We start from the raw sequence: 25,586 nt of genomic DNA, 5'->3' as shown, positions 1-25,586 counted from the left end.
TAAGCCATAAGCCACTCACAGGCATAAAAAAAAGCATCTTTTTCAGATGCTTGTGTTTTTAGATATTCTTTTTTTAAACTTCTTCGTCAGAATCAATCGTGAAAGATCTGCTTTTGAAGTCTTTGTCATGTTTTTCTGAAATTACATCCTCACCCTTTTCATTAATGATGAAATCTGTGGACTCATTAAACATCTCCTGAAAACTTTTAAAATCTTCCTTATAAAGGTAAATTTTATGCTTCTCGAATGTAGCTTCCCCATTCTCTCCGAAATTTTTCTTACTCTCTGTGATTGTAAGATAATAATCTCCTGCTTTCGTCTCGCGCACATCAAAGAAATAAGTTCTTCTCCCTGCTTTTAACACCTTCGTGAAAATCTCATTTTCATGGCGTTCCTTGTATTCACTCATTGTTAGATATTTTTTAATCTTGTTAAGAACAAATATAAAAGAATTCTTTTAATCACAAAATTTTTTTTATGATTTATTTAACAATTGGGAACGAAACGGCTAAGCGGTTACAGAATTGGCAATTTCCGTAAGGTTGATGATTTGGTCGGCTTTTTGAGCGCTAGACTCTCTGTGTGTGATAATTATGGATGTAGCGTTGCTGATTTTTTTATCAATATTTTCAAGAATATTCTGCTCTGTTTCGGTATCTAAAGCAGACAGCGAATCATCAAAAATAATGATATTTGGGTCTTTAATTAAGGCTCTGGCAATACAAATTCTTTGCTTCTGGCCTCCTGAAAGCATTACCCCCCGTTCACCAACAAGTGTTTTATATTGCTCTTTAAAGTCAACAATATTTTTGTGGACGTCTGCAATTTGTGCATATTCTACGACTCTTTCATGGGACGGATGATCGATGGCAAAACCGATGTTGTTTTCAATAGAATCAGAGAATAAATAGCTTTCCTGAGGAATATATCCGATGAAGTTTCTGTAATTGTATAAATTGTGTTCCTTCAGATTCTTACCATCAATCAAAATGTCTCCTTCCGTAGGATCGATGAGTCTGCATAAAAGCAGGGCTATAGTCGATTTTCCACTTCCTGTTTTACCCATTATGGCCAGCGATTCTCCTGCTTTAACCTTAAAGCTTAAATTCTCCAATGCTTTAATTCCGGTATTAGGATAAACGTAAGAAACATTTTTGAATTCAATTTCTCCTTTGATAGGATAATCTTCAAAGTTGGTATTCACGATCTCGGATTTCTTATCCATAAATTCATTAATCCTTTGCATGGAAGCTTCAGCTCTTTGATTAACAGAAGTTACCCAACCCACCATGGAAAATGGAAAAATCAATGTGTTGATGTACATAAAGAAATCTGCGATTTTACCAATGCTTAATTCTCCTGCAATATATTTTTGACCGCCAATTAAAATAACGGCGACATTTAATAATCCGATGACAAACAAAATAATAGTAAAGAAGTAGGCTTCTGTTTTTGCCAGATCCAGAGCTTTATTCTGATAATCAGTTACTTTTACTCCGTAATTCTTTTCGATATATTTTTCTCTTGCGAAAAATTTCACCACCCGGATTCCAGAGAAACTGTCCTGTACAAAAGTGGAAATAGCAGATTGACTTTTCTGCATGATTTTCGACTTTCTGTTAATGATCGAACTTACCTTATATATAGCATATGATAAAATAGGGAGTGGCAACAAGGTCCATAAGGTCATTGAAGCATCCGTTTTCACCATATAAATGGCCGTGATCACAACGAGAACAATAAGGTTGGCAACATACATTACCCCGGGACCAAGATACATTCTTACTGCAACCACATCCTCACTTAACCTGTTCATCAAATCACCAATGGTGGTCTGCTTATAATCGGTTAAAGATAAATCCTGATAATGTCTGTAGATTTTATTTTTCAGTTCATATTCAATTCTTCTGGAAGCTACAATGATCGTTTGTCGCATCATAAAAGTGAAGAATCCTGTCAATAGCGAGCATCCGACAATAATAGCGACATAAATAAGTACCTGGTGATTGAAGCCCAGATTTCCGCCTTTCGTAAGCTCATCAACGGATTTTCCTACAAACTGAACTTTATAAATATTAAAAAAGTTACTGGCAATGATAAATAGTACTCCCCAAAACAATAATATTTTGTGTTTCCAAAAATAAGGGTTTAAGGTTTTTAGCGCTTTCATAAAGTTTTGCAAAATTACAAAAATGTCATCACACTACGAATTTCATCAATTTTAAATTTTGTATCTTTGCAGGCATAAAAAAGCTCTTTGAATGTTAGGAAGACGACAAATCCGTGAAAAAGTAGTACAAACAGTGTATTCTTACTATCAGAATCCTGTAAAGTTTGATGTTTTAGAGAAAAACATGTTCTCTGGTATAGAGAAAATCTATTATCTATACATCTATCAGCTTAATTTTTTGGTAGGCCTGAAAGATCTGGCAGAAAACCAGATTGAAATCGGGAAAAATAAATACCTTAAAACCGATGCTGATATTAATCCTAACCAAAAATTCATCAATAACCAGGTATTACTTAAATTAGAGGAAAATCCGGAAAGATTGTTTTTCACAGGTCAGCATAAACAACTGAAATGGGATATGCATGATGACTTATTGGTGAAAACTTTCCAGAGAATCACTGCAGGAAAACGTTATCAGGATTTCATGAAAGAAGAAGGCTATTCTTTTGAAGAAGATCAGAAATTTATTGGTAAATTATTTTTAAGATATATTGCTGAAAACGAAGACTTCCATGATTACCTGGGTGATAAAGAACTTTCATGGTATGATGATATCCACATTGCCAACTCAATGGTACAAAAAACAATTGGTTTCCTGAGAGAAGATGAAGAAAGCAGAACTTTAATTAAAATGATTAAAGATGAAGAAGATAAAACTTTCGCGGGTAAATTATTGAGAGATACCTTAAACAATTGGGAAAACAACGAAAAGAAATTAGAAGAAAGACTGGAAAACTGGGATCTGGAAAGAATTTCTTTAATGGATAAAGTTATTTTGGCTACTGCGATTGCAGAACTGGATAATTTTGCCTTCACGCCTTCAAGAGTTATTATTAATGAATATATTGAAATTGCAAAAGTATTTGCTACAGACCGTTCAAATATCTTCATTAATGGTATTTTAGATAAATATTGTAAAGATCAAAATAGAATATAAAATGAAAAAGACGTTATCAATTATCGCCTTATCTATCATAGGCTTTGGTTTAGTTTCATGTAAAAAAGAAAACAAAGAAACTCAAAGCGCTGAAGTTGTAGCTACAGATTCTACAGCTGCAGGAGCTCCTGTAATGGCTGATTCTACAGCGACACCTGCTCCGGCTGAAACTGCTGCTGCACCAACTTCTAACGAACCATCTACTTCTATTGCTTTATCTGAAAGCAACTTCGATTTTGGAAAAATCAAAAAAGGAGATAAAGTACAACACGTTTATGAAGTAACGAACACCGGAAAAAATCCATTGGTGATTTCTGAAGTTAAGCCAGGATGCGGATGTACGGCTCCTGATTTTACAAAAGAGCCAATCATGCCGGGTAAAAAAGGAAAAATTACGCTACACTTTGACTCAAGCAACTTCGATGGAAACGTTCAGAAGTATGCTGATGTTTTTGCAAACGTAGAGAAAGCTCCAATTAAATTAACGTTCACGGCGAACATTCAACCATAATTTTAAAAATATGTTGACACTATTTTTACAGGCACAACCAGGAGGATCTTCATCCATGATGCTGATCATGATGGGAGTAATGTTTGTAGGTTTTTATTTCCTGATGATAAGACCTCAGATGAGAAAACAAAAGCAGGAAAAGAATTTCCAGGAAAACCTTAAAGTAGGAACCAGAGTAGTTCTTACATCAGGTCTTCACGGAAGAATTGCTCAGGTTCAGGATGACGGTTTTGTAATTGAAACATTATCAGGAAAACTGAAGTTCGAAAAAGCAGCGATTTCCAGAGAAATGACAGAATCGCGTTTTGGAGATAAAGCAAAAACTGCTGATAAAAAAGAAACAGAAACTGAAGAAAAAAAATAATTCAGTCTGAAAATATTGAGTTGCGGCGGGTGAACGAAGTTCACCCGCCGCAACTTTTTTATACCTTTTTTCTAAAAAGAATATTTTTAGAAAATGATTCCAGGCTTGAACTTTTGCATACTTTGCTTCAAGGCAAAAGTATAATGAACTCTGAAAATATTCAGGTAATGAGTCCTTAATAAAAATTATCTTTGTCCCATGAATCAAAACACAAGTAAAACTGTTCTCATTTTAGGAGCTAATTCTGATGTCGCAAAACAGTGCATAATCCAATACCTTGAAAAAGGCTTTTCTGTAATGGCTGCATCCAGAAATACAAAATCCCTACAAGATTTTATCACAGCTCAGCATTTAAATCCAGAAAAAGTAAACGTTTTGTATTTTGATGCTGCAGATTTTGGCTCTCATCAGAAATTTTACTATGATCTTCCCGTAAAACCTCATATTGTAGTCTACGCTGCCGGTTTTTTGGTGGATAATCAAAAAGCACTAACTGATTTCAAAGGAGCTAAACAAATGATGGAAGTGAATTATATGGGAGGTGTTTCCATTCTTAATATTATTGCAATGGATGAAAGCAATAAAAACCTGGAAAGAATTATTGGTCTTTCTTCCTTATCAGGTGTCAGAGGAAGGAAAAGTAATTTTGTCTATGGAAGTACCAAAGCTGCTTTTACCCAATATCTTGCAGGATTAAGACAAGAGTTATCGTCAAGAAAAATAATTGTAAATGCTCTGGTCATCGGATATATCAGAACAAAAATCAATGAAGGATTAGAACTTAATGAATCATTGATTATGGAACCGGACTACGTTGCGAAATATATCGTAAACGCCGGAAATTCTTTTACTATCGTTCCCGATTTTAAATGGAAAATAATTTACCATATTCTGAGACTTTTACCTGAAAGTCTGGCGGCGAAGCTTCCGTAATATTTTTCGTTGAATTAAGATTTTTTGCAAAATTATTTCTGTTTTAAATATCTAATTGTCCGTTTTATGGAAAGATAAATCCTATCGAAATTAAAGTTCGGTACCTTTTTTGTAATAAGAAGAACCGAATTTATTTCTTCCGGTAAGAGGTAATTCTGAAATGATCATTGAGTAAAGCAGAATCATTCCGTTCTGTTATCCATCTTTTTCATGTATAAAACATTTACTTTACCTCTACAATGGGTAAGGCTTTGTTTATTTTGTCTGCAGATCTTATTTCTACTCAATTTCAGTATTTCGCTTACCATTCATGAAGAACGATAAATATTTAATATATAAACATTTAAATAGTAGAAAAAAAATGGACAATCTGGAATTGAACAACATTCAACAACATTGGGATACTTTAATATCTTCAGCAATAGCATGGGCTCCGAGAATTTTTACGGCAGTTATTTCGGCGGTATTGATCTATCTGATAGGTTCATGGATGATAAGAATGATTAAAAAGCTTGTTGCAAAAGCCTTTAAGAAACGTAATATGGAAGCTTCGTTACAGCTTTTCCTTTTAAATATTATCAACTGGGGGCTTAATATTCTGCTTTTTATTGTGGTAGTTACTCAGTTGGGAGTGCAAACGTCAGCATTTGTTGCGATGATTGGTGCAGCAGGTCTTGCCGTAGGTTTGGCATTACAGGGGTCACTAACGAATTTTGCCGGTGGAATCCTTATTTTACTACTAAAACCATTTAAAATCGGAGACTTTATCTCTACCAATTCCGGAGTATCAGGAACAGTGCAGGCGATTGATATCTTTCATACCAAATTAATTACTCCTCAAAATCAATTAGTAGTTATTCCGAATGGAGTCGTTTCAAACAATAGTATTACGAATTTCACCCAATTAGGTACCAGAAGAACAGCGTTGGATATCGGAGTTGCTTACGATGCTGACCTTAGACAAACCAAAGATCTTTTGATGGATGTGATTAAAAATAATCAATATGCCCTTACAGTGCCGGCTCCACAAGTCGTCGTGACTGAGCTTGGGGACAGCGCTGTAAATCTGTCAATAAGAGTAAGCTCTTCTACAGAAAACTACTGGGCAATGAATGAAGAGTTGATCATCAGCTGTAAAGAAGCGTTGGATAAAGCAGGAATCGGAATTCCGTTTCCACAAAGAGATATTCATGTCTACAATCAATAATTGTATTTGAAAATGATAATAAAAAACCTCCTGCAACAGAATAATGCAGGAGGTTTTTCATTTTGAGATTCTACTGTACAACGAAAGAAATATCATTAATTTCCTTTTTTAGAATATTGTTGTAGAAAGTCAAGTAAAGTTTCATAATTACTCTCTTTAAACTCGGCTTTAGTAAAGATAAAATTTAAGTTGTTTGAAATTTCTAAAATGAGATACTTCTCAACTATTCTATAATTGGTTCTATCCCAAATAGAGCCAATGGTACTAAACGGAGTCTGAACTGTAATATCCTCTTTATTGAGAAATATTAGGTTATGAATTTCACTTTTCTGTTTAAAATCACTAATGAGATTTTCAATTAACTGATCGTTTTGTTTCTTAGATTTAATATATTGATTTATAAGTAAGTATACATATCCGAGATACAGAAATCCAATATATCTAAAGATATAGGGAATTGGGCTTTCATCAAATCCTTTAAGTGGTATAAATCCTATAATTAGTATTAATAGTCCAAAAAAAAGAGATTTTTTTAATTGAGTGAAATGCTTTTTCCAAACATAATGAAAGAAGAATTTTTGATTTTCCCGCTCTAAATTTTCATCAAAGAGTACTTCTAATTTGATTGTTTCATCCATGGGTTAATAGTGGTAGTTTTCCTGCTAAAATATAAAAATTAATCAATATTCTGCAGGAATTCCAGTGCCTTCATCATATCTATTCCCTTACCCAGAACCGGTTTAAACAAATCTCCTTTCTCTTTAATCCTTTCCAGACTGTTATGAATATTAAAATCTGTTGGTTTTATTCCCGGTTTAAGTTCATTCCAATCCAAAGGCATGGATACTGAAGCACCTTCTTTTGGTCTTAGACTATAAGCACTGGCTAAAGTCTGTCCCGTTCTGTTTTGAAGGTAGTCCAGGTAGATTTTATTAGAATCTCTCTTTTGTAAACTTCTTTCCAGTGTAGTAATCTTTGGAAGCTTTTCATTCACCTGTTTCATGAGGATATGTGCAAAATCTTTCACCTGGTCAAAATCATATTTTCCACCCATCGGAATGTAAATGTGGATTCCTGTACTTCCGGAAGTCTTGCAATATCCTTTTATTTTAATTGAGGTTAAAATCTCATTTACCTGAAGAGCCGTTTCAATAACGTCGTCAAAACTATTTTTTTTCGACGGATCCAGATCTAAAACCAAATAATCTGGATGATCCAGATCTGGTAACGAACTGTTCCAGGGATTAAGGTCAATACATCCCAGATTGTTCAGATATGCTAACGTTGCTTTATCATTGCAGTAAATATAGTCGATGTATTTATCATTAGATTCAGAATACACCTGTGTTGTTTTGATCCATTCCGGAATATGCTCTCCCGCATCTTTCTGGTAAAAACCTTGTTCTTCAATACCATTAGGGAAACGATTGAGAGATAGCGGCCGATTTTTCAGATAGGGTAGGATATAGGTTGCAACCGATTGATAGTAGTCTATCACATCACCCTTGCTAATACCGTCTTTCGGAAAATAGATTTTATCCTGATTGGTGAGTTTTACCTTATGTTGGTTTAATGTGATCTCATTTTCTTTTTCATGAGTTTCTGTTTTTTTTGATGAAGTTTTGGCTTTCATATCTTTAGATTTTTCGGTGAGTGTATTGTGGCCGGAATCCTTTATTTCATCAGGTTCTTTATCTTCCCGAATAGCAACAAAGACAGGGTGTCTGTAGATGCCATCTTTGGTAATCTCTGAATATTTGATTTCACAAACCAGTTCCGGTTTAATCCAGGTTACAGGCATATTGGTTTTGGGAATTGTTTCAAAAGGGGAAGTTTTCACAATGAGCTTATGAAATTTTTCATAAAGTTCCTTCAATGAGCTGTTATTGAATCCAGTTCCGGTATGTCCGCAATAAGTTAGTTGCCCATCAATATATTTCCCTAAAATTAAGGCTCCGAAACTTTGTCGTGAACCTCGTGGTTCGGTGAATCCACAGATAATGGCTTCGTCGGTGTTGTTGAATTTAATTTTAAGCCAGTCACTGGTTCTGTGGTTTTCTACATATACACTGTCGGCTCGCTTGGCAATCATTCCTTCCAGCTTCATTTTTTTCATTTGTTTAAAAAAATCAATGCCTTTTTCAGAAATATGGTCGCAATATTTGATAACATCAGTTTCAACCAATGCCTCTTTTAAAAGTTCTTTTCGTTGAATTAAAGGAAGTTCTTCCGTAGAATGGCCATTCAGCCATAAAATATCAAAAACCTGATAAACAAGAGCTGGATTGGGGTTATCCCCGATTTGTTGCAACTGCTGGAAATTAGGTCTTCCCTCGTGGTCGTACGCTACAACTTCACCGTCCAGGATCATTTGATACTTCTGCCGTTCAAAATCTGTTGCGATAGTATCAAATTTAGATAAGAATGAAATCCCGTTTCGGGAATAGAAGAGCGGATCATTATGACTCAGATCCGCAATGGCACGATATCCATCCCATTTTATTTCAAAAACCCAGTCTTTATCGTCAAATGCTTCCTCTGAAAGCTTTGCCAGCATAGGTTTGATAAATGTTTTTAATTTTTTTTCGTTGTTTAACGAGTTGAAATTTCTGAATCTTTTTTCAGACGTTATGATTTCTTTTTGGGGCTTATTTTTAGGCTTTTTTTTTCCTCTAAAAATTTCGTTACCAAAGATTTTGGAGATGTATTTTCTTCAGCATCATAAGGACTTTCTGCAAAATCATCTTTATGCTTAATAAGCAGCCAGGCGTTGTTTTCGCCGTTTTTCATTTTAACCAAAGCAAATTCACCTTTCAGTTTTTTACCGTGTAAAACAAATTTTAATGAACCGGCATGAAGTTCCTTTAATAATTCCTTTTCATCAGAAAGTTTAGAATTTTCATCTAAGGGTTCATAAGTGCCGCTGTCCCATACTTCTACCTGTCCCGCTCCATAGTTTCCTTCCGGGATATTTCCTTCGAAATCTTTGTAATCATAAGGATGATCTTCCACCATCATGGCGAGGCGCTTATCTTGCGGATCTAAAGACGGTCCTTTCGGAACAGCCCAACTTTTCAGCACTCCTTCCATTTCCAACCTGAAATCGTAGTGAAGCCGGCTTGCCGCATGTCGCTGAATAACAAAAATCAATTTGTTTTTGCTCTTTTTGGCTTTTCCTTTCGGTTCGGTAGTTTCATCGAACTTCCGTTTTTCCTGATAATCTTTCAGAGCCATTATGATGCGGATTTAGATTTGGTATTGCTTAAACTAGCCTTTAACTGAGCCATAAGGTCAATCACCTTACCCTCTTTTGCAGGTTCGGCTTTTTTGGCTTTTATATTTTTACCTTTTGCTTTCTGTTTAATGATTTTCATCAATTCATCAGAATAGGTGTCTTTATACATCGTCGGATCAAAATCCTGGGAAAGCTGCTTGATGAGGCTTACTGCCATCTTAAGCTCTGCCGGTTTAGGAGATTTTTTGGCAGGTATTTTTAAATCTGCATATTCTCTTATTTCCTGATCAAACCTCAAACGGTTCAGAACCAATATATCATCATTGTAGGGACGGATCATTCCAATCGTTTCACTTTCACGAAGAACGAAAGTTCCGATACCAACCATTTTTGTTTCTTCAAGAGCTTTAAGTAAAAGTCTGTAGGCATTTTCACCGTTTTTCTGGGGCTCGAGATAATAAGGGGTTTCAAAATAAACACTGTCTACTTCAACTTCTTTTACAAACTGGTTAATGGATAAAATTTTTGTCTTTTCGGGACTTGCTGCTGCATAATCGTCTTCATCCAGAACGATATATCGGTCGTCCATGAGATAACCCTTGACTATATTTTCCCATTTTACTTCCTTTCCCGTACTTTCATTGACTCTTTTAAATTTGATATTAGAAAAATCAGATTTATCAAGCATATCAAGATCCAGTTTACTTGTTTCTGTAGCGGAATAAATCTTAACGGGAATGTTTACTAAGCCGAAGCCAATGGCGCCGTTCCAAATTGCTTTCATTGTCTTACGTTTTTAAAAATCAAGCAATTAATATGCCGTGCAAACCTTTTGTGGTATCTTTAAAAACCTTTGTTGCCAAATGACAATTGTTTTTATCAACGAGTTTTATACCTTTATATTTCTGATTCATGGGTAAAAAAATAATATGGAAGAACTTTTTAACTACATCAAAAAATTCGGTACTTTGAATGAGCAGGATGAGCTTCTGATTGCAGAGGGTATCCGGAAAATCAATATAAAGAAAGGAAAAAGTTTTGTTGAGGCAGGAAAGGTGAGCCAGAGGATTGCTTTTGTAAAAGAAGGTGTTTTCCGGTCTTTGTATTATAATAAGCAGGGAGATGATTTTACCCGTTATTTTATCTATGAAGGAAGATTTATAGGAGACTTTCAGGGCTTTACCGAGCAGTTGCCAGCCCACGAAGATATTGAGGCCATTACTGATTCTGTATTACTGGTAATAGATCTTAATCACTTTAAAATACTGGAAGAGAAAATCACGATCTGGCCTGTTCTCTTTGCCAGAATTCATGGTTTTGTAGCAGAAAATAAACTTAAAGTAGCGAGCATCATGTTGAATCAGGACGCAAAATCAAGATATATTCACTTTCTAAATCATTATCCCGGATTGGCTAACAGAGTTCCACAGTCTATGCTGGCTTCTTATCTCGGCGTTACCCCTTCGTCACTGAGCCGTATCAGGAGGAATATCAATGAATAAATTTTAGAGGGAGAGCTTGAGAGTCATAGTGTTTGAGTATTGTTGGTGAAATTGTAATTTTATCTAAATTATGATTTCTGGCTTTTTGTTTTATTAAAGTAGAAAACGGTTAAAAGATTATACTCAATAGGGGACGGGCTTTAGCCCGTTCAATCATTTTTAAGAATCTTCCATTGGCTTTAGCCGAAACCTAATAAATTCATTCCTGTACTATATATTGTCAGGAAATACGTTTTTGCCAAATGGCAATGGCTTCTCTTTCAAACGGTCATAGCTTTGTCCCATAAAATTTAAAGTATGGATATTGTATTAGGATTGCAGTGGGGTGATGAAGGAAAGGGAAAGTTTATTGACCTGATCAGTGAATATTATGACATTACAGCCCGTTTTAATGGCGGATCTAACGCCGGGCATAGTATAGAGCGAAATGGGAAAAGAATTACGCTGAAAATGATTCCTTCCGGTATTTTCATGAAGGAAGTTCAAAACCTTATTGGTACAGGAACGGTGCTGGATCCTGTAAGCTTTAAGAAAGAAATTCTGAATCTTCAGATTTTCGATGGCATCATTCAGCCGGAACAAAATATTATTATTTCCAGAAAGGCTCATTTGGTGATGCCTACGCATAAGCTCCTTGATGTTTTTATGGAGGAAAATCCTGATTATACAACGATAGGAACTACAAAAAATGGTATTGCACAAGCCTATTCGAATAAAATTTTACGACAGAATCTAAGGGTTGGAGATATCTATACTCAGGATTTCGAGAGTAGAGCGAAGCATATTTTACAGAGAGATTACAAAATGCTGGCAGCCGGAGATATGGTTTTACCACCTTTAGAGGAAATCACTAAAGAATTTTTTGATGCCATAGAATTCCTGAAAAAATTCAATTGTACCGAAACGGAAATTTATCTGAATCATGCTTTAGCAGAAGGTAAAAAAATATTGGCGGAAGGCTCGCAGGCAGCGATGTTGGATATTGATCACGGGACATATCCTTATGTGACCTCTTCTTCTACCACGGCTGCGGGTGCTTGTAGTGGATTAGGAATTTCTCCGAAAAAAATGGGGGAAATCTACGGCATTGCAAAGGCTTATTGTACAAGAGTAGGAAACGGGGCATTTCCAACCGAACTCTTTGATGAGCTTGGAGAAGAAATCAGAATCAAAGGAAATGAATTCGGTTCTAATACTGGCCGCCCAAGAAGAACAGGATGGCTGGATCTTCCTGCGTTAAAATATGCTGTAATGATCAATGGAGTGACTCAATTGGTACTAACCAAAGCAGATGTCTTAAGTGGTCTGGAATCTGTCGCTATTTGCACACATTATGAACTTGAAGACGGAACTGTTGAAACTGTTTCCGGAACACTATCCGACAATACCCGTCCGGTACTGAAATGGATGCAAGGCTGGAATGCAGATTTTACAAATATGAAAGATCATTCGGAATTACCAAAAGAATTAAAAGATTTTCTTTCTTTTCTGGAAGCAGAATTAAAAATTCCTGTAGGGTATCTTTCTATCGGTCCTGGAAGAGAAGAGATTTTAAAAATGAAATAAATTTCGTGAGGATTATTGTTGATCTGTTGGAAGAGGTTTATTTTTTATATAATCGAATTTTGAAGTCGTTATGATTCCAATTGTAGCATCTGTTGAATATTTCTTAGAAACAATAATGTATTTGTTTTCTTCATAACAATGTTGAATAACTTCAATAGGAATTGACTCATCATTTTCAAAGGTAATATATCCTAAATAAGATTCACAATGGAAACGTCCGGGATCACCTTCAAATTTTGTAAAAAGGTCGGCGGCATCTTCCTGAGCAAATGAAAATCCGTTGACTTCTACTAGAATAATCTTATTTTCTTTCAGCGTTTTTTGGAAATCACTTTTTATAAGTGCTTTGCTGCCAAAAGTACAAGCAGTGCTTAATGAAAGACATAACCCGAATACGGATAGGTATTTTGAAGATTTTTCTTTAGCGTCATTGATGGCATTAGGAGGATAGTAAATTACTTTTTTTATTAATATCAGTAATAAAGATATTGCAATTCCCAAGACTGATAAAAAGTTAATTAAAGAAAGTATCTGAATGAAAGTTTTCATAGTATATAAAAAAAGCGGGGCAAATACCCCGCTTCAAATTTATGCTTTTAAATCTAGTTTTAATTCCAGCTCATCGAGTTGTGCATCAGCAATGGAAGCTGGTGCGTCGATCATCACATCACGCCCTGAATTGTTCTTAGGGAATGCAATATAATCTCTGATCACTTCATTTCCATCAAGAATAGCAACCAAACGGTCAAACCCGAATGCTAAACCACCGTGTGGTGGTGCTCCGTATTTGAAAGCGTTCATTAAGAATCCAAACTGGGCTTCCGCTTCTTCTTTGGTAAATCCTAATAAGTCGAACATTTTTGATTGAAGATCTCTGTCAAAAATTCTGATCGACCCGCCTCCGATTTCATTTCCGTTCAACACCATATCATAAGCGTTAGCTCTTGCTTTCCCCGGATCTGTTTCCAATAAATGAATATCTTCAGATTTTGGAGAGGTGAAAGGGTGGTGCATGGCATGGTAACGTCCACTTTCTTCGTCAAATTCCAGTAATGGGAAGTCCACTACCCAAAGTGGGGCAAACACATTTCCTTTTCTTAATCCCAAACGGTTTCCAAGCTCCATTCTTAAAGCAGAAAGCTGAGCTCTTACCTTATTTTCATTCCCGGAAAGAATTAACATTAAGTCACCTTCTTTTGCTCCGAATTTTTCGATGATTTTTGCCAGATCTTCTTCGTTGTAGAATTTATTCACTGACGAGGTTTTCACACCATCATTCTGGAATTTAACCCAAACCATTCCTGAAGCACCAACCTGAGGACGTTTTACCCAGTCTACAAGCTCATCAATCTGTTTTCTTGTATACTCTGCACATCCTTCTACATTAATTCCTACAACCAGTTCTGCATCATCAAATATTTTGAAATCCTTCCCTTTTACAAGTTCATTCAATTCTACGAATTCCATTCCGAAACGGATATCCGGTTTGTCATTCCCATATTTTTTCATCGCATCTGCGAAAGTCATTCTTGGGAAGTTTCCGAATTCCTGACCGGTAATATCTTTTATAAGAGTCTTGGTCATTCCTTCAAAAACATTCATCACATCTTCCTGGTCTACAAAGGCCATCTCGCAGTCGATTTGTGTAAATTCCGGCTGTCTGTCGGCTCTTAAATCTTCATCACGGAAACATTTTACAATCTGGAAGTATTTATCCATTCCACCAACCATTAGCAATTGCTTGAAGGTTTGTGGAGACTGAGGCAATGCATAAAACTGCCCCGGGTTCATTCTGCTGGGAACAACAAAGTCTCTGGCTCCTTCAGGAGTAGATTTAATTAAAACCGGAGTTTCCACTTCGATAAATCCTTCATCAGATAAGTAATTTCTTACCTTTTGTGCCATTTTGTGACGGAAGATCAATTTATCTTTTACCGGATTTCTTCTGATATCCAGGTAACGGTATTTCATTCTTAATTCCTCTCCACCGTCTGTTTCATCTTCAATAGTGAAAGGAGGAAGTTGTGAATCATTCAGAATCGTTAATTTTTCAACTAAAATTTCAATTTCTCCTGTTGGAATATTAGGGTTTTTGCTGACTCTTTCAATAACTTTTCCAGTGGCCTGAATCACAAACTCACGGCCCAGTTTTTTAGCCTCTTCCATCAGCTGTGCGGAAGAACGGTCCTGATCTAAAACCAGCTGGGTAATTCCGTAACGATCCCGAAGATCTACCCAAATCATAAATCCTTTATCACGGATAGTTTGTACCCATCCTGATAGTGTAACTTCTTCATTCAGATTCTTTAGAGATAACTCTCCGTTGGTGTGCGATCGAAACATAATTATTTGTTTAAAGTTCAATGTTTAAGGTTCAATTCAGAACCTTGAATTTTTCGTTGGCAAAGATAAGATTTTTACAGGTTTTTTAAACAAAAAAACTTCCGAAAGGAAGTTTAAAAGTTATATTTTATGAGTTTTTAATTGCTGGTAGCACCTCTTTCAGTAAGTAGCTGGGCAACCTCAACTCTTTTTGCATCTTTTGCAATCTGAAGAGGAGTTCCTGTACATTTTTTGTTAATGTTGGCCTTATTATCCAATAAAAAATTGATAATCTTAGTTTTTCCACCTAATACACTGAATCCAAGTGGAGAGAACTGTTCAGTTCCAAGAGTAAAACATTTATTGTAATCTCCGGGCGCAAAATGTTTTTTAAATGTTGCGATATCATCGGTATAAATGGCCTTCATCTTCTCCTGAGTAAGCTTCTGAGCAGAAAGCATATTGGCAGATGCTAAAATTCCAAATAGAAAAATTGTAGAAGTTATTTTTTTCATAAGAATTATTTTTTAAGAATATACAAAGCTAAATTAAATTTTATTACCAATTGCTAAGTTTTACTAATAATTGGATTTGTATTTTTGGGATTACATAAATTATTAATTGGAAAATGATACGATATATTGATTTTTTAAAAAAAGCATTTAGCGGAGAAGAAACCGATTTTACCAAAGTAAATATAAGAAGTGCCGTTCTTCTTTTGGCAATTCCAATGATGCTGGAGATGGCGATGGAGTCTGTATTTGCCTTAGTAGATCTCTATTTCGTGGGGCACTTGAAAGAAAGTGGTTTTGCTATTCAGACTGTAGGTCTCACGGAGTCTGTGCTTTCTGTGATGTATTCTATTGCCATTGGGATGAGTATGGCTGCTACTGCTTTGGTAGCAAGAAGAATTGGTGAGAAGAACCCGGAACAGGCTTCCAGAAGTGCCGCCCAGGTATTGTTGGTGTCTTTTGCAATAACTTTAATACTGAGTTTATTGGGAGTAATCTATGCCGAAGAAATTTTAATTCTAATGGGATCAAAGCCTGAAGCTGCTGCGTATGGAAAAGATTTTACGAGAATCATGATGGGAAGCAGTACGATCATTATGCTTTTATTTTTAATCAATGGGATTTTCAGAGGTGCAGGAAATGCGATGATTGCCATGAAAAGTTTGTGGATTGCCAATATTGCCAACATTATTCTGTGTCCCGTTTTGATAAAAGGATTTGGACCGGTTCCTGCTATGGGACTTACAGGAGCGGCACTGGCAACCACGATAGGACGGAGTATTGGAGTTATTTATCAGCTGTATCACCTTTTGATTGCGGATACACAGATTCGTATTAAGCTCAGTTATTTTAAACCACAGTTTAGTTTAATTAAATCCATTGTAAAAATTGCAACTCCTGGAATTTTTCAGTTTGTCATTGCTTCATGCAGCTGGATTTTTCTTGCGGAACTCGTTGCCACTACAGGTGGTGAGAATGCATCTGCCGGATACCAGACCGCATTAAGACTCATGATGTTTTTTATGCTTCCTGCCTGGGGACTCAGCAATGCAGCATCAACACTGGTTGGACAAAATATGGGAGCTAATGAGATGCTGAGAGCAGAACAATCGGTAATGAAAACAGTGAAGTATAATGTGATTTTCATGTTAATAGTCAGCTTGATATTTATTTTCCTTGGAAATTTTCTGGTAAGCTTTTTTACTCAGGAAATTGAGATTAAAAATTTCGCTAAAAGCGCTCTGTTCATTATGAGTACCGGATTTATTTTTTATGGAATAGGAATGGTGATGATCAATGCCTTCAATGGAGCGGGAGATACCTGGACTCCAACGTGGGTCAATCTTTTTGGATTCTGGTTGTTCCAGATTCCTCTGGCTTATTTCCTGTCAAAGCATTTGGAAATGGGTCCAAAAGGAGTATTTATTTCAATTCCGGCAGCAGAGACGTTAATTACCATTGTTGCCTTTATTTTATTTAAAAAAGGAAAATGGAAAACGATTAAGGTATAAGAAAACGGGGAAGCTGGAAGCAGGATTTTACTGAAGTAATCGATCATTAACTTCGAACTTTTGCTCTTTTTTATAAAACTTTAACAGCTTCATTTATTGGATTTTAAAATCATATTTTCTAAATTCGTAAGAATAACAAAATACATATTACTATGGGAAAAGGAGATAAAAAGTCAAGAAGAGGAAAAATCAATGCCGGAAGCTATGGAAAAAGAAGACCTAGAAAAGCTTCAAAATCCTTTGTGGCAGCAGAAGAAAAATCCAAAAAGTAAAAGAAATAAAAAAGACCGGAGAACTACTCTCCGGTCTTTTTTTATGACAAATTAAATTAATTATTTCCCTCCGCCTAAAATATTTCCAAGGATACTTCCTAAGCCTCCGCCTCCTTGTTGTTGCTGATTTCCACTACCACCGCCAAGAACGCTGCCCAGAATGTCATTTAAAGGATTTCCTGATGACTGAGACTGACCTCCGTTACCTAAAACACTCCCCAAAATATCATTCAAAGGGTTGGATTGTTGTGTCTGAGCCTGGTTGGATGCATTTCCAAGGATTCCTCCCAAAAGATCTCCTAAACCACCGGCACCAACATTGTTTTGTTGTTTTTGCTGACCGATATATCCCATAACAACTGGGGCTAGCATCGCAAGAATGGGTCCGATTTTATCAATTGAAATTCCTGTATTTTGTGACAGCTGATTTTCAACAGTACTTTTTTGTCCGCCAAAAACATGATCAAGAATAGAACCTCCTTCAGCCTGTCTTGCCTCAATTTGTGAAGCGTCATTTAAAATACTTCCATTGTGGTCTTTATCTAAAGCACTGTTTAAAGCTTCTGCTTCTTTAGAGTCCTGAGATTTATTCCTAAGATAAGAAATAATAAGAGGTGTAGCTACTGCCAATAAGGCAATTACCTGATTTCTGCTGATTCCGAATTTATTTTCAGCCTGTTCAGCAACCTGGTTGCTTGTGTTCCCCGTAAGTAGGTCAATTAAACTCATTGTTTGTGTTTGTTTAGTATTAAGTGAATCAAAGTTATCAAAAAATATGCCTCCCAAAATATCTAAACTTCACAATTATTGTTAAAGTTTGAGGAACACTTTTTAATCTTAGTTTTTTATAATCGGAACATTAGAACACGCTTCCCCGAACATCAGAGACTTTACAAGCGGTTTCAGCTGTTCTACCAATTCTATATAGGCATTTTCAGGGATTTCTTTATCCGAACACCCTTTTACCAAAACTCTTTTACCACGCATATCCTCAAAATCGTAAGTCTGAATGGCATTATGCATCAAAATAACTTCGAGATCCTCACGGTTTCCAAAAACTATTTTTTTAGCCACATCAGTAAGCTTCGCCGTTATGACGAAATAAGCCCAGAGTGGAATAATCGTGTCTACAGAATTGTAGATGTATATATAGCTGTCCTGATATTCTTCTGTGTTAATAGTGTCTACCTTTTCACGAAAATCTTTTTCCTTCAGGATCATTTCCTGGAAAAGAAAATCTTTAAGGTCAATCCCCTTTCTTACCCCTTTTGGAAGTAAAGTGGCAAGGTCAAAATTGATAAGGCCGCTTTCTGCAACTTTATTCCGGATTTCAAATTCTTCTGACATTTTTTATCATTATCTTTGAACAAATTTACGAATTAAGATCATATGTATTTTAATTTGTTCTCTATCCTTACTATAGAAATGAAATATTATATTATTGCGGGAGAAGCTTCCGGTGATTTGCATGGAAGCAACTTGATGAAAGCTTTAAAACAAAAAGATCCACAGGCGGAATTTAGGTTTTGGGGCGGAGATCTGATGAAAGCTCAGGGTGGAACACTGGTAAAACATTACCGTGATCTGGCTTTTATGGGGTTTCTGGAAGTAGTGATGAATTTAAGAACGATTTTAAACAATATTAAAGTCTGTAAAGACGATATTCAAAACCATAAGCCGGACGTTTTAATTTTGGTAGATTATCCTGGTTTTAACTTAAGAATTGCCAGGTTCGCTAAAGAATTAGGAATTAAAGTAGTTTATTACATCTCTCCACAATTATGGGCATGGAAAGAAGGCAGAGTAGAAATCATCAAAAAGTATGTAGACGAAATGATGGTAATACTTCCCTTTGAAGAAGATTTTTATAAAAAACACGGCGTTCATTCTCATTTTGTAGGACATCCGTTATTGGATGCTATTTCAGATCTGCAGGAGATCAGCATTGATCAGTTTAAAGCAGAAAACGGATTGAATGAAAAAGAGATTATCGCACTTCTGCCGGGTTCCAGAAAACAGGAAGTAGAGAAAATGCTTGAAATAATGCTTTCCGTGAGACCTCATTTTAAAAATTATCAGTTCGTTATCGCAGGTGCACCAAGCCTTCCAAAAGAATTCTATCAAACATATGTGGATGACAATGTACACTTTGTTTCCAATAAAACATATGATTTGCTGAGGTGTTCAAAAGCAGCGCTTGTTACCTCCGGAACGGCTACCTTGGAGACCGCGTTATTGAATATTCCTGAGGTGGTTTGCTACCGTGGAAGTAAGATTTCTTATGCTATTGCTAAAAGGCTGGTGAAGAATATCAACTATATTTCTCTGGTCAATCTGATTATGGACAGAGAAGTGGTAAAAGAATTAATTCAGAATGATTTGAATACGAAGAATCTTGTGGAGGAACTTACTAAAATATTGAATGGTGAAAAAAGAGAACAGGTTCTGAATGACTATAAGCTATTAAGGGAAAAACTAGGCGGAAAAGGGGCTAGTGACCATGCTGCAGAAGTCATTTTAAAAGTTTAATTCATTTTTGATTTTGTAGCAAAAGATTCAATTCTTCTTTAATTCTTTTTATAGTAAAATAGATCTTTATCATTATAAAGACATTAAATGCCTCTGTGGTGATTTAATTTAAATAACATCCTGACAATTTTTTTGTTGGGATTTTTTATATATAAGATTCATGTTCCTCTTATCATTTGTGTGTTTTTTTGAATAATATAAACCTCTTTTAAGAATCAATTTATATGTAAAAGACAGTAAAATTGATTATACATACACCCTACGGATATCTTATATAAAAATAAATAAGGCTACGTAATGGTTCATATAATGCAAAATTCTCATACATGCATCCTACTTGACGGATATTGCTTTTATTAATATGTTTTTCGTTTCTTTTTCTTTCTACTTTTAAAATCTTTCCCTTTAAAAAATTATATCTGAATTGAATTATGGTACTGATTGTATCATGTCTTTGGATCTAAATCATGATGTTACCCTCAACAAATACCGTGATTTTTTGTTCCAATGATCTTTGATGCTCGTGACTAGGGCTAGATAGCTTTTTTAATTTTAGAAACACCTAAATAACATTTAACTCTCTTGTTTAGTGTTGTTTAAAAAAATAAAAACCTTATGAAACGAAAATTTATTTTATGGAGGCAGCAGTTTTATAGTAATAAAGCTTTGCCGGCAGTTTTCTTTCTTACTTTATGTCCCATTTATGGTAAAACATATTATGGAATAGTAAATGACAATAAAGTAGACAATTTTTATACCAAAGAATCTTTCAGTACAGTTAGGCGATTTTCTTTTCCTATTTTAAAAGAAATCTCCGGGGTAGTTGTTGATGAAACAGGAAAGCCTGTATCCAACGCAAAAATTGTAGTAAAAGGAACAAATATTAAAACAATTACTAATGAGAAAGGGGCTTTTACAATTGATGCTGATGTATTGGATACCCTTATTGTCACAGCTTCCGGATATTCTGACAAAGAAATACTTGTTAAAGCAAATACAACGGCATTTCAAATAGAATTAAGCTCTGTGAGTTCTAAGAATATTGGAGATAAGACCAACGATATCGATGAAGTGGTAGTCGTTGGTTTTGGAAAGCAGAAGAAGGAAAATATTACCGGTTCTATTTCAACAGTATCTGAAAAAGCCATTGAAGGACGCCCCATAAATAATGCAATACAGGCATTACAGGGTACCGCTTCAGGGCTAAATTTTAACCTTGGAAACGGAGGTGGACAGTTAGATAATGCTTTGAGTTTTACCATCCGGGGATCGGGAATTATAGGTGATAAGATGTCATCTTCTCCACTGGTATTGATTGATGGAGTAGAAGGGGATTTGAAGAGTTTAAATCCAAGGGATATTGCCAGTATATCTGTACTGAAAGACGCCTCATCGGCCTCTATATATGGTTCCAGAGCACCATTTGGAGTCGTGTTGGTTACTACGAAAACAGGGAGGCCAGGTAAGCCAACAATTACTTATGACCTGATGACGCGCTTCAGCTCACCACTTTTACAGCCCAGTATGATGGATTCTGAGTCATTTGCATATTACTTTAATGACGCTGCGAAAAATGCCGGACAAAATCCTGTTTTTACTCCGGAGGTTATTCAAAAAATAAAAGATTACAAAGCTGGTAAAAATTATGGTACAGAATGGAATCCGGAAGGTCAGTACTGGCGAACATATGACCAGGGATTTGCCAATGTAAACTGGTTTAAAGAATTTTACAAAAGATGGGTTCCCTCTACGGAAAACAATCTTAGTATAAGAGGAGGCGCTGAAAAAATAAACTACTATTTTTCTGCTAATTGGCTAGGTACTGATGGGTTAATGCGGTACAATCCTGATAGAATGGATCGATATACCTTGAACGGTAAAATTAATGCTCAGCTTCTACCTTTTCTTCGTTTGAATTATAGTACTCGTTTTACCCGTACAGATTATAAAAGTCCTGCCTACATGAGTGGGCTCTTTTATCATAATGTGGCTAGAAGATGGCCTACAAATCCGGTGAAAGATCCTTTTGGGAACTATATGTCGGGAAATGAAATCCAGGAATTACAAAACAGTAATCGGAAAAATCAGGAGGATATCCTTACTCAGCAGGTTGCATTTATTTTTAATCCTGTAAAAAACTGGGAAACCAGAGCCGAATTTAATTATATCACAACAAATACTTTTACAAATAGCTCTTATCTGCCGATTTACCGATATGATGGTAATGGAACTGCTATTCCTGCAGGATATGATGCAGGGGTAGGGGATGGGCTCAATAAGCCTGGCTCTTCTTTGGTAAAAGAAAATGCACTTAGAAGAAATTTTTTCAATACTAATATTTATTCAACCTATGAGACACAGTTAAATAATCATTATTTCAAGGCTATGCTTGGAATGCAGTCTGAACTTAATAAGGTTCAGGAGTTTAGGGCTTCAAGAGATATGTTGTATTCTCCAAATGTTATTGCTATTGATGCCACCTACGGAAATACGCCTGGTGTTGGAGGCTCACGTGGGCACTGGTCTACCTTTGGAGCTTTTGGAAGGCTTAATTATAATTATAAACAACGCTATCTGGTAGAAGTTAATGGAAGGTATGATGGAACAAGCCGTTTTCTGAGAGATCAGAGATGGAATTTTTATCCCTCTTTTTCAGTCGGTTGGAATATGGCTAAGGAAGATTTTTGGGGAAAAATGGGTCGTTTTGCTCAGGCTGTTAATGATTTAAAATTTAGATTTTCTTATGGATCTCTAGGAAATCAAAACACTGATAAAATTGGTTGGTATCCATTTTTCCAAACCATGCCGGTGGGGGCTAATGATGGGTATTGGCTTATTAACGGGCAGCGGACAAATACTGCATATGCTCCGGGAATGGTTAGTAGGTCATTAACCTGGGAACGGGTTACCACATGGAATTATGGTCTTGATTTTACAGCATTCAACAACAGACTTAATTTTAAATTCGATTATTTTAAACGTAAAACTTTTGATATGGTTGCTCCTGCTCCGGCGCTGCCGGCTACTCTTGGTACAACAGTTCCGGATATGAATAACGCAGATATGGAATCCAAAGGCTTTGAACTAGAAGTGGGATGGAAAGGTAAGATAGGACAGGATTTTAATTATAGTATAAACGGAATGCTGAGCGATAACAGACAAAAAGTGACTCGATACAATAATGAAACAGGCAACTTGGATTACTACTATGCAGGAAGATATTTCGGCGAAATATGGGGGTATACAACAAGAGGAATAGCTAAAACCGATGAAGAAATGAAGGAATGGCTTAAAAATCATAATCAGGACAGGCTGGGAAGTAACTGGGGAGCTGGTGATATTATGTATGAAGATACTAATGGAGACGGAAAGATTGATAATGGTAAAAATACATTGAGTGATCCCGGAGATAGACGTATTATAGGAAATAGTACTCCACGTTATAATTTCGGTCTGAATATCAATATGGATTATAAAGGGTTTGATTTAAATATTTTCTTTCAGGGAGTCGGGAAAAGAGATATAAATATTGGAGCTGAGCCTTATTTTATTGGGGCAAATGTAGGGCTGTGGCAATCAACGGCTTTTACAGAGCATATGAATTATTTCCGACCTGCCAATACCGATAGCCCTTTTGGACCCAATGTAGATTCATATTATCCACGTCCCATATTTGATTATGGAACAAAAAACTTTGAACCACAAACCCGCTGGATACAAAATGCGGCTTATATCCGGTTAAAAAATATTCAGTTAGGGTATAGTCTGCCGGCGGAAATGCTGAAATCTCTGGGGATCAATCATCTGAGAATTTATCTCTCTGCTGAAAATGTATTTACAATTACCAAAATGTCTAAAATATTTGATCCTGAAACGATCAATGGAGCATGGGGAAAGGGTAAAGTGTATCCATTATCAAGAGTGATTTCTACGGGAATTACATTAATCTTTTAAACAATTTATGATGACAATAAAAATTATAAAAAGAACAATATTGTTACTGGCTATTTTAACTATTGTATCCTGTAATGATTTTTTAGATAGAGAACCTTTAGATAAGGTTACTCCTGAAGTATACTTTAGATCTGAACAGGATCTGTCTACCTATACCATTTCACTATATGATTTTCCGTCTCATGGATCCTGGAATATAGGTACTTTTGGATATGATAATGGGACAGATAATCAAGCCTCACCGACTGCTTCAGAGAAGTGGGGCACTGGACTGTGGCGTGTCGAAACTAATGAAGGAGCCTGGGACTTTAATAGGATAAGAAATATTAACTATTTTATTATCAATGCAGAACAACGTTATGGAAAAAAAGAGATTAGCGGGAATGATGCGAATATCAGACATTATATTGGCGAAGGATACTTTCTCAGAGCCTATGAATACTTTAATAAACTAAAGGACCTAGGGGATTTTCCTATTATAAAAGAAGTATTCCCTGACGATAAAAAAATATTGATGGAGGCTTCAAAAAGACGTCCCCGAAATGAAGTGGCAAGATTTATCATTGAGGATTTAAATAAGTCTATTCAATTATTGAAGTCCGGCCCGGTGGAAAATAAAAATCGAATCAGCAAAGAAATTGCTCAACTTCTCAAATCCAGGGTGGCGCTTTATGAAGGAACATGGGAGAAATATCATAATAATACAGCATTTGTACCCGGTGGTCCAGGCTGGCCCGGAGCCGGAAAAGATTATCTCGCTGGTTATTCTGTTAATTTGGATTCCGAAATTAATTATTTTTTAAGTGAGGCAATGGATGCTTCTAAAGCTGTTGCAGAAGCATTCCCTCTGGTAACCAATACTCATGAGACTGCTGGGAAAGCGGTATTTAATAATACGTATTTTAAGATGTTTTCAGATCAAATGATGTCTCAATATAGCGAAGTATTATTTTGGAGACAATATAGCAGCCAGTTTATAACGAATTCTACCCAAAATTACTTAAATACCGGAGGAGGAACCGGCTATACCAGATCTCTGATGGAATCTTTTTTAATGAAAAACGGGCTTCCAATTTATGCTGCGGGATCCGGTTATAAAGGAGATCAGGAGCTTACTGATCTGAGAGCTGACAGAGACGAACGTCTTCAGCTTTTTTTACAGGTGCCGGGTGATGACTTAGATGCATCCCCAACAGGAAGTAAAATAGTAGATTATCCTAATATTTTGGATATCAATGAATCAAAGTCTGTAACAGGATACAAAATAAAGAAAGGATTGTATGGAGATCCTTCCTATTATGGTGGAAATACAAGTATTTCAGGGAGTTTGATTTTCAGGGCATCGGAAGCGTATCTCAATTATATTGAAGCCTGTTATGTGAAAAATCAAAATCTGGATGGTAATGCGTCATCATATTGGCAGCAATTGAGAAAAAGAAGTGGTTTGATGGCAGACTATAATATAACCATTAATGCAACTGATCTGTCACAAGAGAATGATTGGGCAAAATATTCACGTGGTCAGTTAATTGATAAAACACTCTATAATATCCGCAGAGAGCGAAGAAATGAATTAATAGCTGAAGGAATGCGCTGGGAAGATCTGAAACGATGGCGAGCTCTTGATCAGATTAATAATTATCAGATTGAAGGCTTCAATCTCTGGAGTTCTATGTATAAAAATTATACAAAAAACGGAGTGAGTCGTCTTAGAGCAGAACCTGATGCGGACCCTAATGTTTCTCCAAAATCGAATAGTATCTATTTGCGACCTTACCAGATAATCTCGCAAAATAATAATTACTATAACGGTTATAATTTTGCACAGGCTCATTATCTTAAGCCAATAGCTTACCAGCATTTTTTATTGGCGTCAGATGGAGATCCGGCCAAATCTACCATTTACCAGAATCCTTACTGGCCTATTCAAGCTGGGGGAACTGCTATAAAATAAACTGATGAGTATATAAATAATATTCTCGGAATGATATTGAGCTTTGT

23 protein-coding genes are annotated in these 25,586 nt (G+C 35.9%); 12 read left to right on the top strand and 11 right to left on the bottom strand.

Going from position 1 to position 25,586, the window contains the following annotated elements; genetic code table 11:
• Positions 1 to 73: 73 nt before the first annotated feature.
• Both EG342_RS02715 and EG342_RS02710 read right to left on the bottom strand, forming a co-directional pair.
• Entirely contained in the window at positions 74 to 409 is a 336-nt protein-coding gene (locus EG342_RS02715; protein ID WP_103291821.1) for a DUF3276 family protein, read from the bottom strand.
• A gap of 99 nt (positions 410 to 508) precedes the next feature.
• Positions 509 to 2,170: an ABC transporter ATP-binding protein gene (locus EG342_RS02710; protein WP_103291822.1), complete on the bottom strand. Its 1,662-nt coding sequence runs from the start codon at positions 2,168 to 2,170 to the stop codon at positions 509 to 511.
• Positions 2,171 to 2,261: 91 nt separating this feature from the next.
• Between EG342_RS02710 and EG342_RS02705 the strand changes: the two genes are divergently transcribed.
• The 5 genes from EG342_RS02705 to EG342_RS02685 all read left to right on the top strand — a co-directional run bounded on the left by EG342_RS02705 (position 2,262) and on the right by EG342_RS02685 (position 6,182).
• Positions 2,262 to 3,167 carry a transcription antitermination protein NusB gene (locus tag EG342_RS02705; RefSeq protein WP_103291823.1) on the top strand — a complete coding sequence of 302 codons (906 nt, stop codon included), beginning with the start codon at positions 2,262 to 2,264 and terminating at the stop codon, positions 3,165 to 3,167.
• 1 nt (position 3,168) lies between these two features.
• Positions 3,169 to 3,678, top strand: coding sequence for a DUF1573 domain-containing protein (locus EG342_RS02700; protein ID WP_103291824.1), 510 nt, complete (start codon positions 3,169 to 3,171; stop codon positions 3,676 to 3,678).
• 10 nt (positions 3,679 to 3,688) lie between these two features.
• Positions 3,689 to 4,042: a preprotein translocase subunit YajC gene (gene yajC, locus EG342_RS02695; RefSeq protein ID WP_103291825.1), complete on the top strand. Its 354-nt coding sequence runs from the start codon at positions 3,689 to 3,691 to the stop codon at positions 4,040 to 4,042.
• A gap of 198 nt (positions 4,043 to 4,240) precedes the next feature.
• The gene (locus EG342_RS02690) at positions 4,241 to 4,975 is read left to right on the top strand and encodes an SDR family NAD(P)-dependent oxidoreductase (RefSeq protein WP_103291826.1); all 735 of its coding nucleotides are present in this window, start codon (positions 4,241 to 4,243) and stop codon (positions 4,973 to 4,975) included.
• A 361-nt stretch (positions 4,976 to 5,336) separates the two neighbouring features.
• A complete protein-coding gene (locus EG342_RS02685) occupies positions 5,337 to 6,182 on the top strand; it encodes a mechanosensitive ion channel family protein (protein ID WP_103292156.1) in 846 nt (281 codons plus the stop codon).
• A gap of 95 nt (positions 6,183 to 6,277) precedes the next feature.
• On the opposite strand, the gene EG342_RS02680 is transcribed toward EG342_RS02685, so the two are convergent.
• The 4 genes from EG342_RS02680 to ku form a co-directional block, all read right to left on the bottom strand.
• Entirely contained in the window at positions 6,278 to 6,820 is a 543-nt protein-coding gene (locus EG342_RS02680) for a hypothetical protein (RefSeq protein ID WP_103291827.1), read from the bottom strand.
• A gap of 38 nt (positions 6,821 to 6,858) precedes the next feature.
• Entirely contained in the window at positions 6,859 to 8,739 is a 1,881-nt protein-coding gene (ligD, locus tag EG342_RS02675) for a DNA ligase D (RefSeq protein ID WP_103291828.1), read from the bottom strand.
• Between the two features lie 71 nt (positions 8,740 to 8,810).
• Entirely contained in the window at positions 8,811 to 9,416 is a 606-nt protein-coding gene (locus EG342_RS02670; protein WP_103291829.1) for a DNA polymerase ligase N-terminal domain-containing protein, read from the bottom strand.
• The gene (ku, locus tag EG342_RS02665; RefSeq protein WP_103291830.1) at positions 9,416 to 10,201 is read right to left on the bottom strand and encodes a non-homologous end joining protein Ku; all 786 of its coding nucleotides are present in this window, start codon (positions 10,199 to 10,201) and stop codon (positions 9,416 to 9,418) included. Before ku ends, EG342_RS02670 begins: the two co-directional genes overlap by 1 nt.
• Before the next feature lie 145 nt (positions 10,202 to 10,346).
• Here ku and EG342_RS02660 point away from each other — a divergent pair, with 145 nt between their 5' ends.
• Positions 10,347 to 10,919 (top strand): Crp/Fnr family transcriptional regulator, encoded by a 573-nt coding sequence (locus EG342_RS02660; RefSeq protein WP_103291831.1) that lies wholly within the window; start codon positions 10,347 to 10,349, stop codon positions 10,917 to 10,919.
• Positions 10,920 to 11,216: 297 nt separating this feature from the next.
• Positions 11,217 to 12,485, top strand: a complete 1,269-nt coding sequence (locus EG342_RS02655; protein ID WP_103291832.1) for an adenylosuccinate synthase — start codon at positions 11,217 to 11,219, stop codon at positions 12,483 to 12,485.
• 12 nt (positions 12,486 to 12,497) lie between these two features.
• Here EG342_RS02655 and EG342_RS02650 read toward each other — a convergent pair whose 3' ends face one another.
• The 3 genes from EG342_RS02650 to EG342_RS02640 form a co-directional block, all read right to left on the bottom strand.
• On the bottom strand, positions 12,498 to 13,034 hold the full coding sequence (locus tag EG342_RS02650) for a hypothetical protein (protein ID WP_103291833.1): 537 nt from the start codon (positions 13,032 to 13,034) through the stop codon (positions 12,498 to 12,500).
• Positions 13,035 to 13,073: 39 nt separating this feature from the next.
• The gene (gene aspS, locus EG342_RS02645) at positions 13,074 to 14,828 is read right to left on the bottom strand and encodes an aspartate--tRNA ligase (protein WP_103291834.1); all 1,755 of its coding nucleotides are present in this window, start codon (positions 14,826 to 14,828) and stop codon (positions 13,074 to 13,076) included.
• 137 nt (positions 14,829 to 14,965) lie between these two features.
• Positions 14,966 to 15,322 carry an ankyrin repeat domain-containing protein gene (locus tag EG342_RS02640; protein WP_103291835.1) on the bottom strand — a complete coding sequence of 119 codons (357 nt, stop codon included), beginning with the start codon at positions 15,320 to 15,322 and terminating at the stop codon, positions 14,966 to 14,968.
• Between the two features lie 113 nt (positions 15,323 to 15,435).
• On the opposite strand from EG342_RS02640, the gene EG342_RS02635 reads away from it, so the two are divergent.
• Both EG342_RS02635 and EG342_RS02630 read left to right on the top strand, forming a co-directional pair.
• Positions 15,436 to 16,830 carry an MATE family efflux transporter gene (locus EG342_RS02635; RefSeq protein ID WP_103291836.1) on the top strand — a complete coding sequence of 465 codons (1,395 nt, stop codon included), beginning with the start codon at positions 15,436 to 15,438 and terminating at the stop codon, positions 16,828 to 16,830.
• 152 nt (positions 16,831 to 16,982) lie between these two features.
• The gene (locus EG342_RS02630) at positions 16,983 to 17,102 is read left to right on the top strand and encodes a 30S ribosomal protein THX (protein WP_103291837.1); all 120 of its coding nucleotides are present in this window, start codon (positions 16,983 to 16,985) and stop codon (positions 17,100 to 17,102) included.
• A gap of 60 nt (positions 17,103 to 17,162) precedes the next feature.
• Here the strand turns inward: EG342_RS02630 and EG342_RS02625 are convergent, their stop codons facing one another.
• A complete protein-coding gene (locus EG342_RS02625; RefSeq protein WP_103291838.1) occupies positions 17,163 to 17,831 on the bottom strand; it encodes a DUF937 domain-containing protein in 669 nt (222 codons plus the stop codon).
• 108 nt (positions 17,832 to 17,939) lie between these two features.
• On the bottom strand, positions 17,940 to 18,449 hold the full coding sequence (locus EG342_RS02620) for a DUF2480 family protein (RefSeq protein ID WP_103291839.1): 510 nt from the start codon (positions 18,447 to 18,449) through the stop codon (positions 17,940 to 17,942).
• 78 nt (positions 18,450 to 18,527) lie between these two features.
• Between EG342_RS02620 and lpxB the strand changes: the two genes are divergently transcribed.
• The 3 genes from lpxB to EG342_RS02605 all read left to right on the top strand — a co-directional run bounded on the left by lpxB (position 18,528) and on the right by EG342_RS02605 (position 25,539).
• Positions 18,528 to 19,631 carry a lipid-A-disaccharide synthase gene (gene lpxB / locus EG342_RS02615; protein WP_103292157.1) on the top strand — a complete coding sequence of 368 codons (1,104 nt, stop codon included), beginning with the start codon at positions 18,528 to 18,530 and terminating at the stop codon, positions 19,629 to 19,631.
• A 615-nt stretch (positions 19,632 to 20,246) separates the two neighbouring features.
• On the top strand, positions 20,247 to 23,585 hold the full coding sequence (locus EG342_RS02610) for a SusC/RagA family TonB-linked outer membrane protein (protein WP_103291840.1): 3,339 nt from the start codon (positions 20,247 to 20,249) through the stop codon (positions 23,583 to 23,585).
• A 7-nt stretch (positions 23,586 to 23,592) separates the two neighbouring features.
• Positions 23,593 to 25,539 carry a RagB/SusD family nutrient uptake outer membrane protein gene (locus tag EG342_RS02605; RefSeq protein ID WP_246008724.1) on the top strand — a complete coding sequence of 649 codons (1,947 nt, stop codon included), beginning with the start codon at positions 23,593 to 23,595 and terminating at the stop codon, positions 25,537 to 25,539.
• Positions 25,540 to 25,586: the final 47 nt, after the last annotated feature.

Origin of the sequence: Chryseobacterium lactis, assembly GCF_003815875.1 — a bacterium.
In the GTDB taxonomy this organism is placed as follows: Bacteria; Bacteroidota; Bacteroidia; order Flavobacteriales; family Weeksellaceae; genus Chryseobacterium; species Chryseobacterium lactis.
The sequence above is the reverse complement of the archived record's forward strand: the minus strand, read 5'-3'. Positions and strand labels throughout refer to the sequence as shown.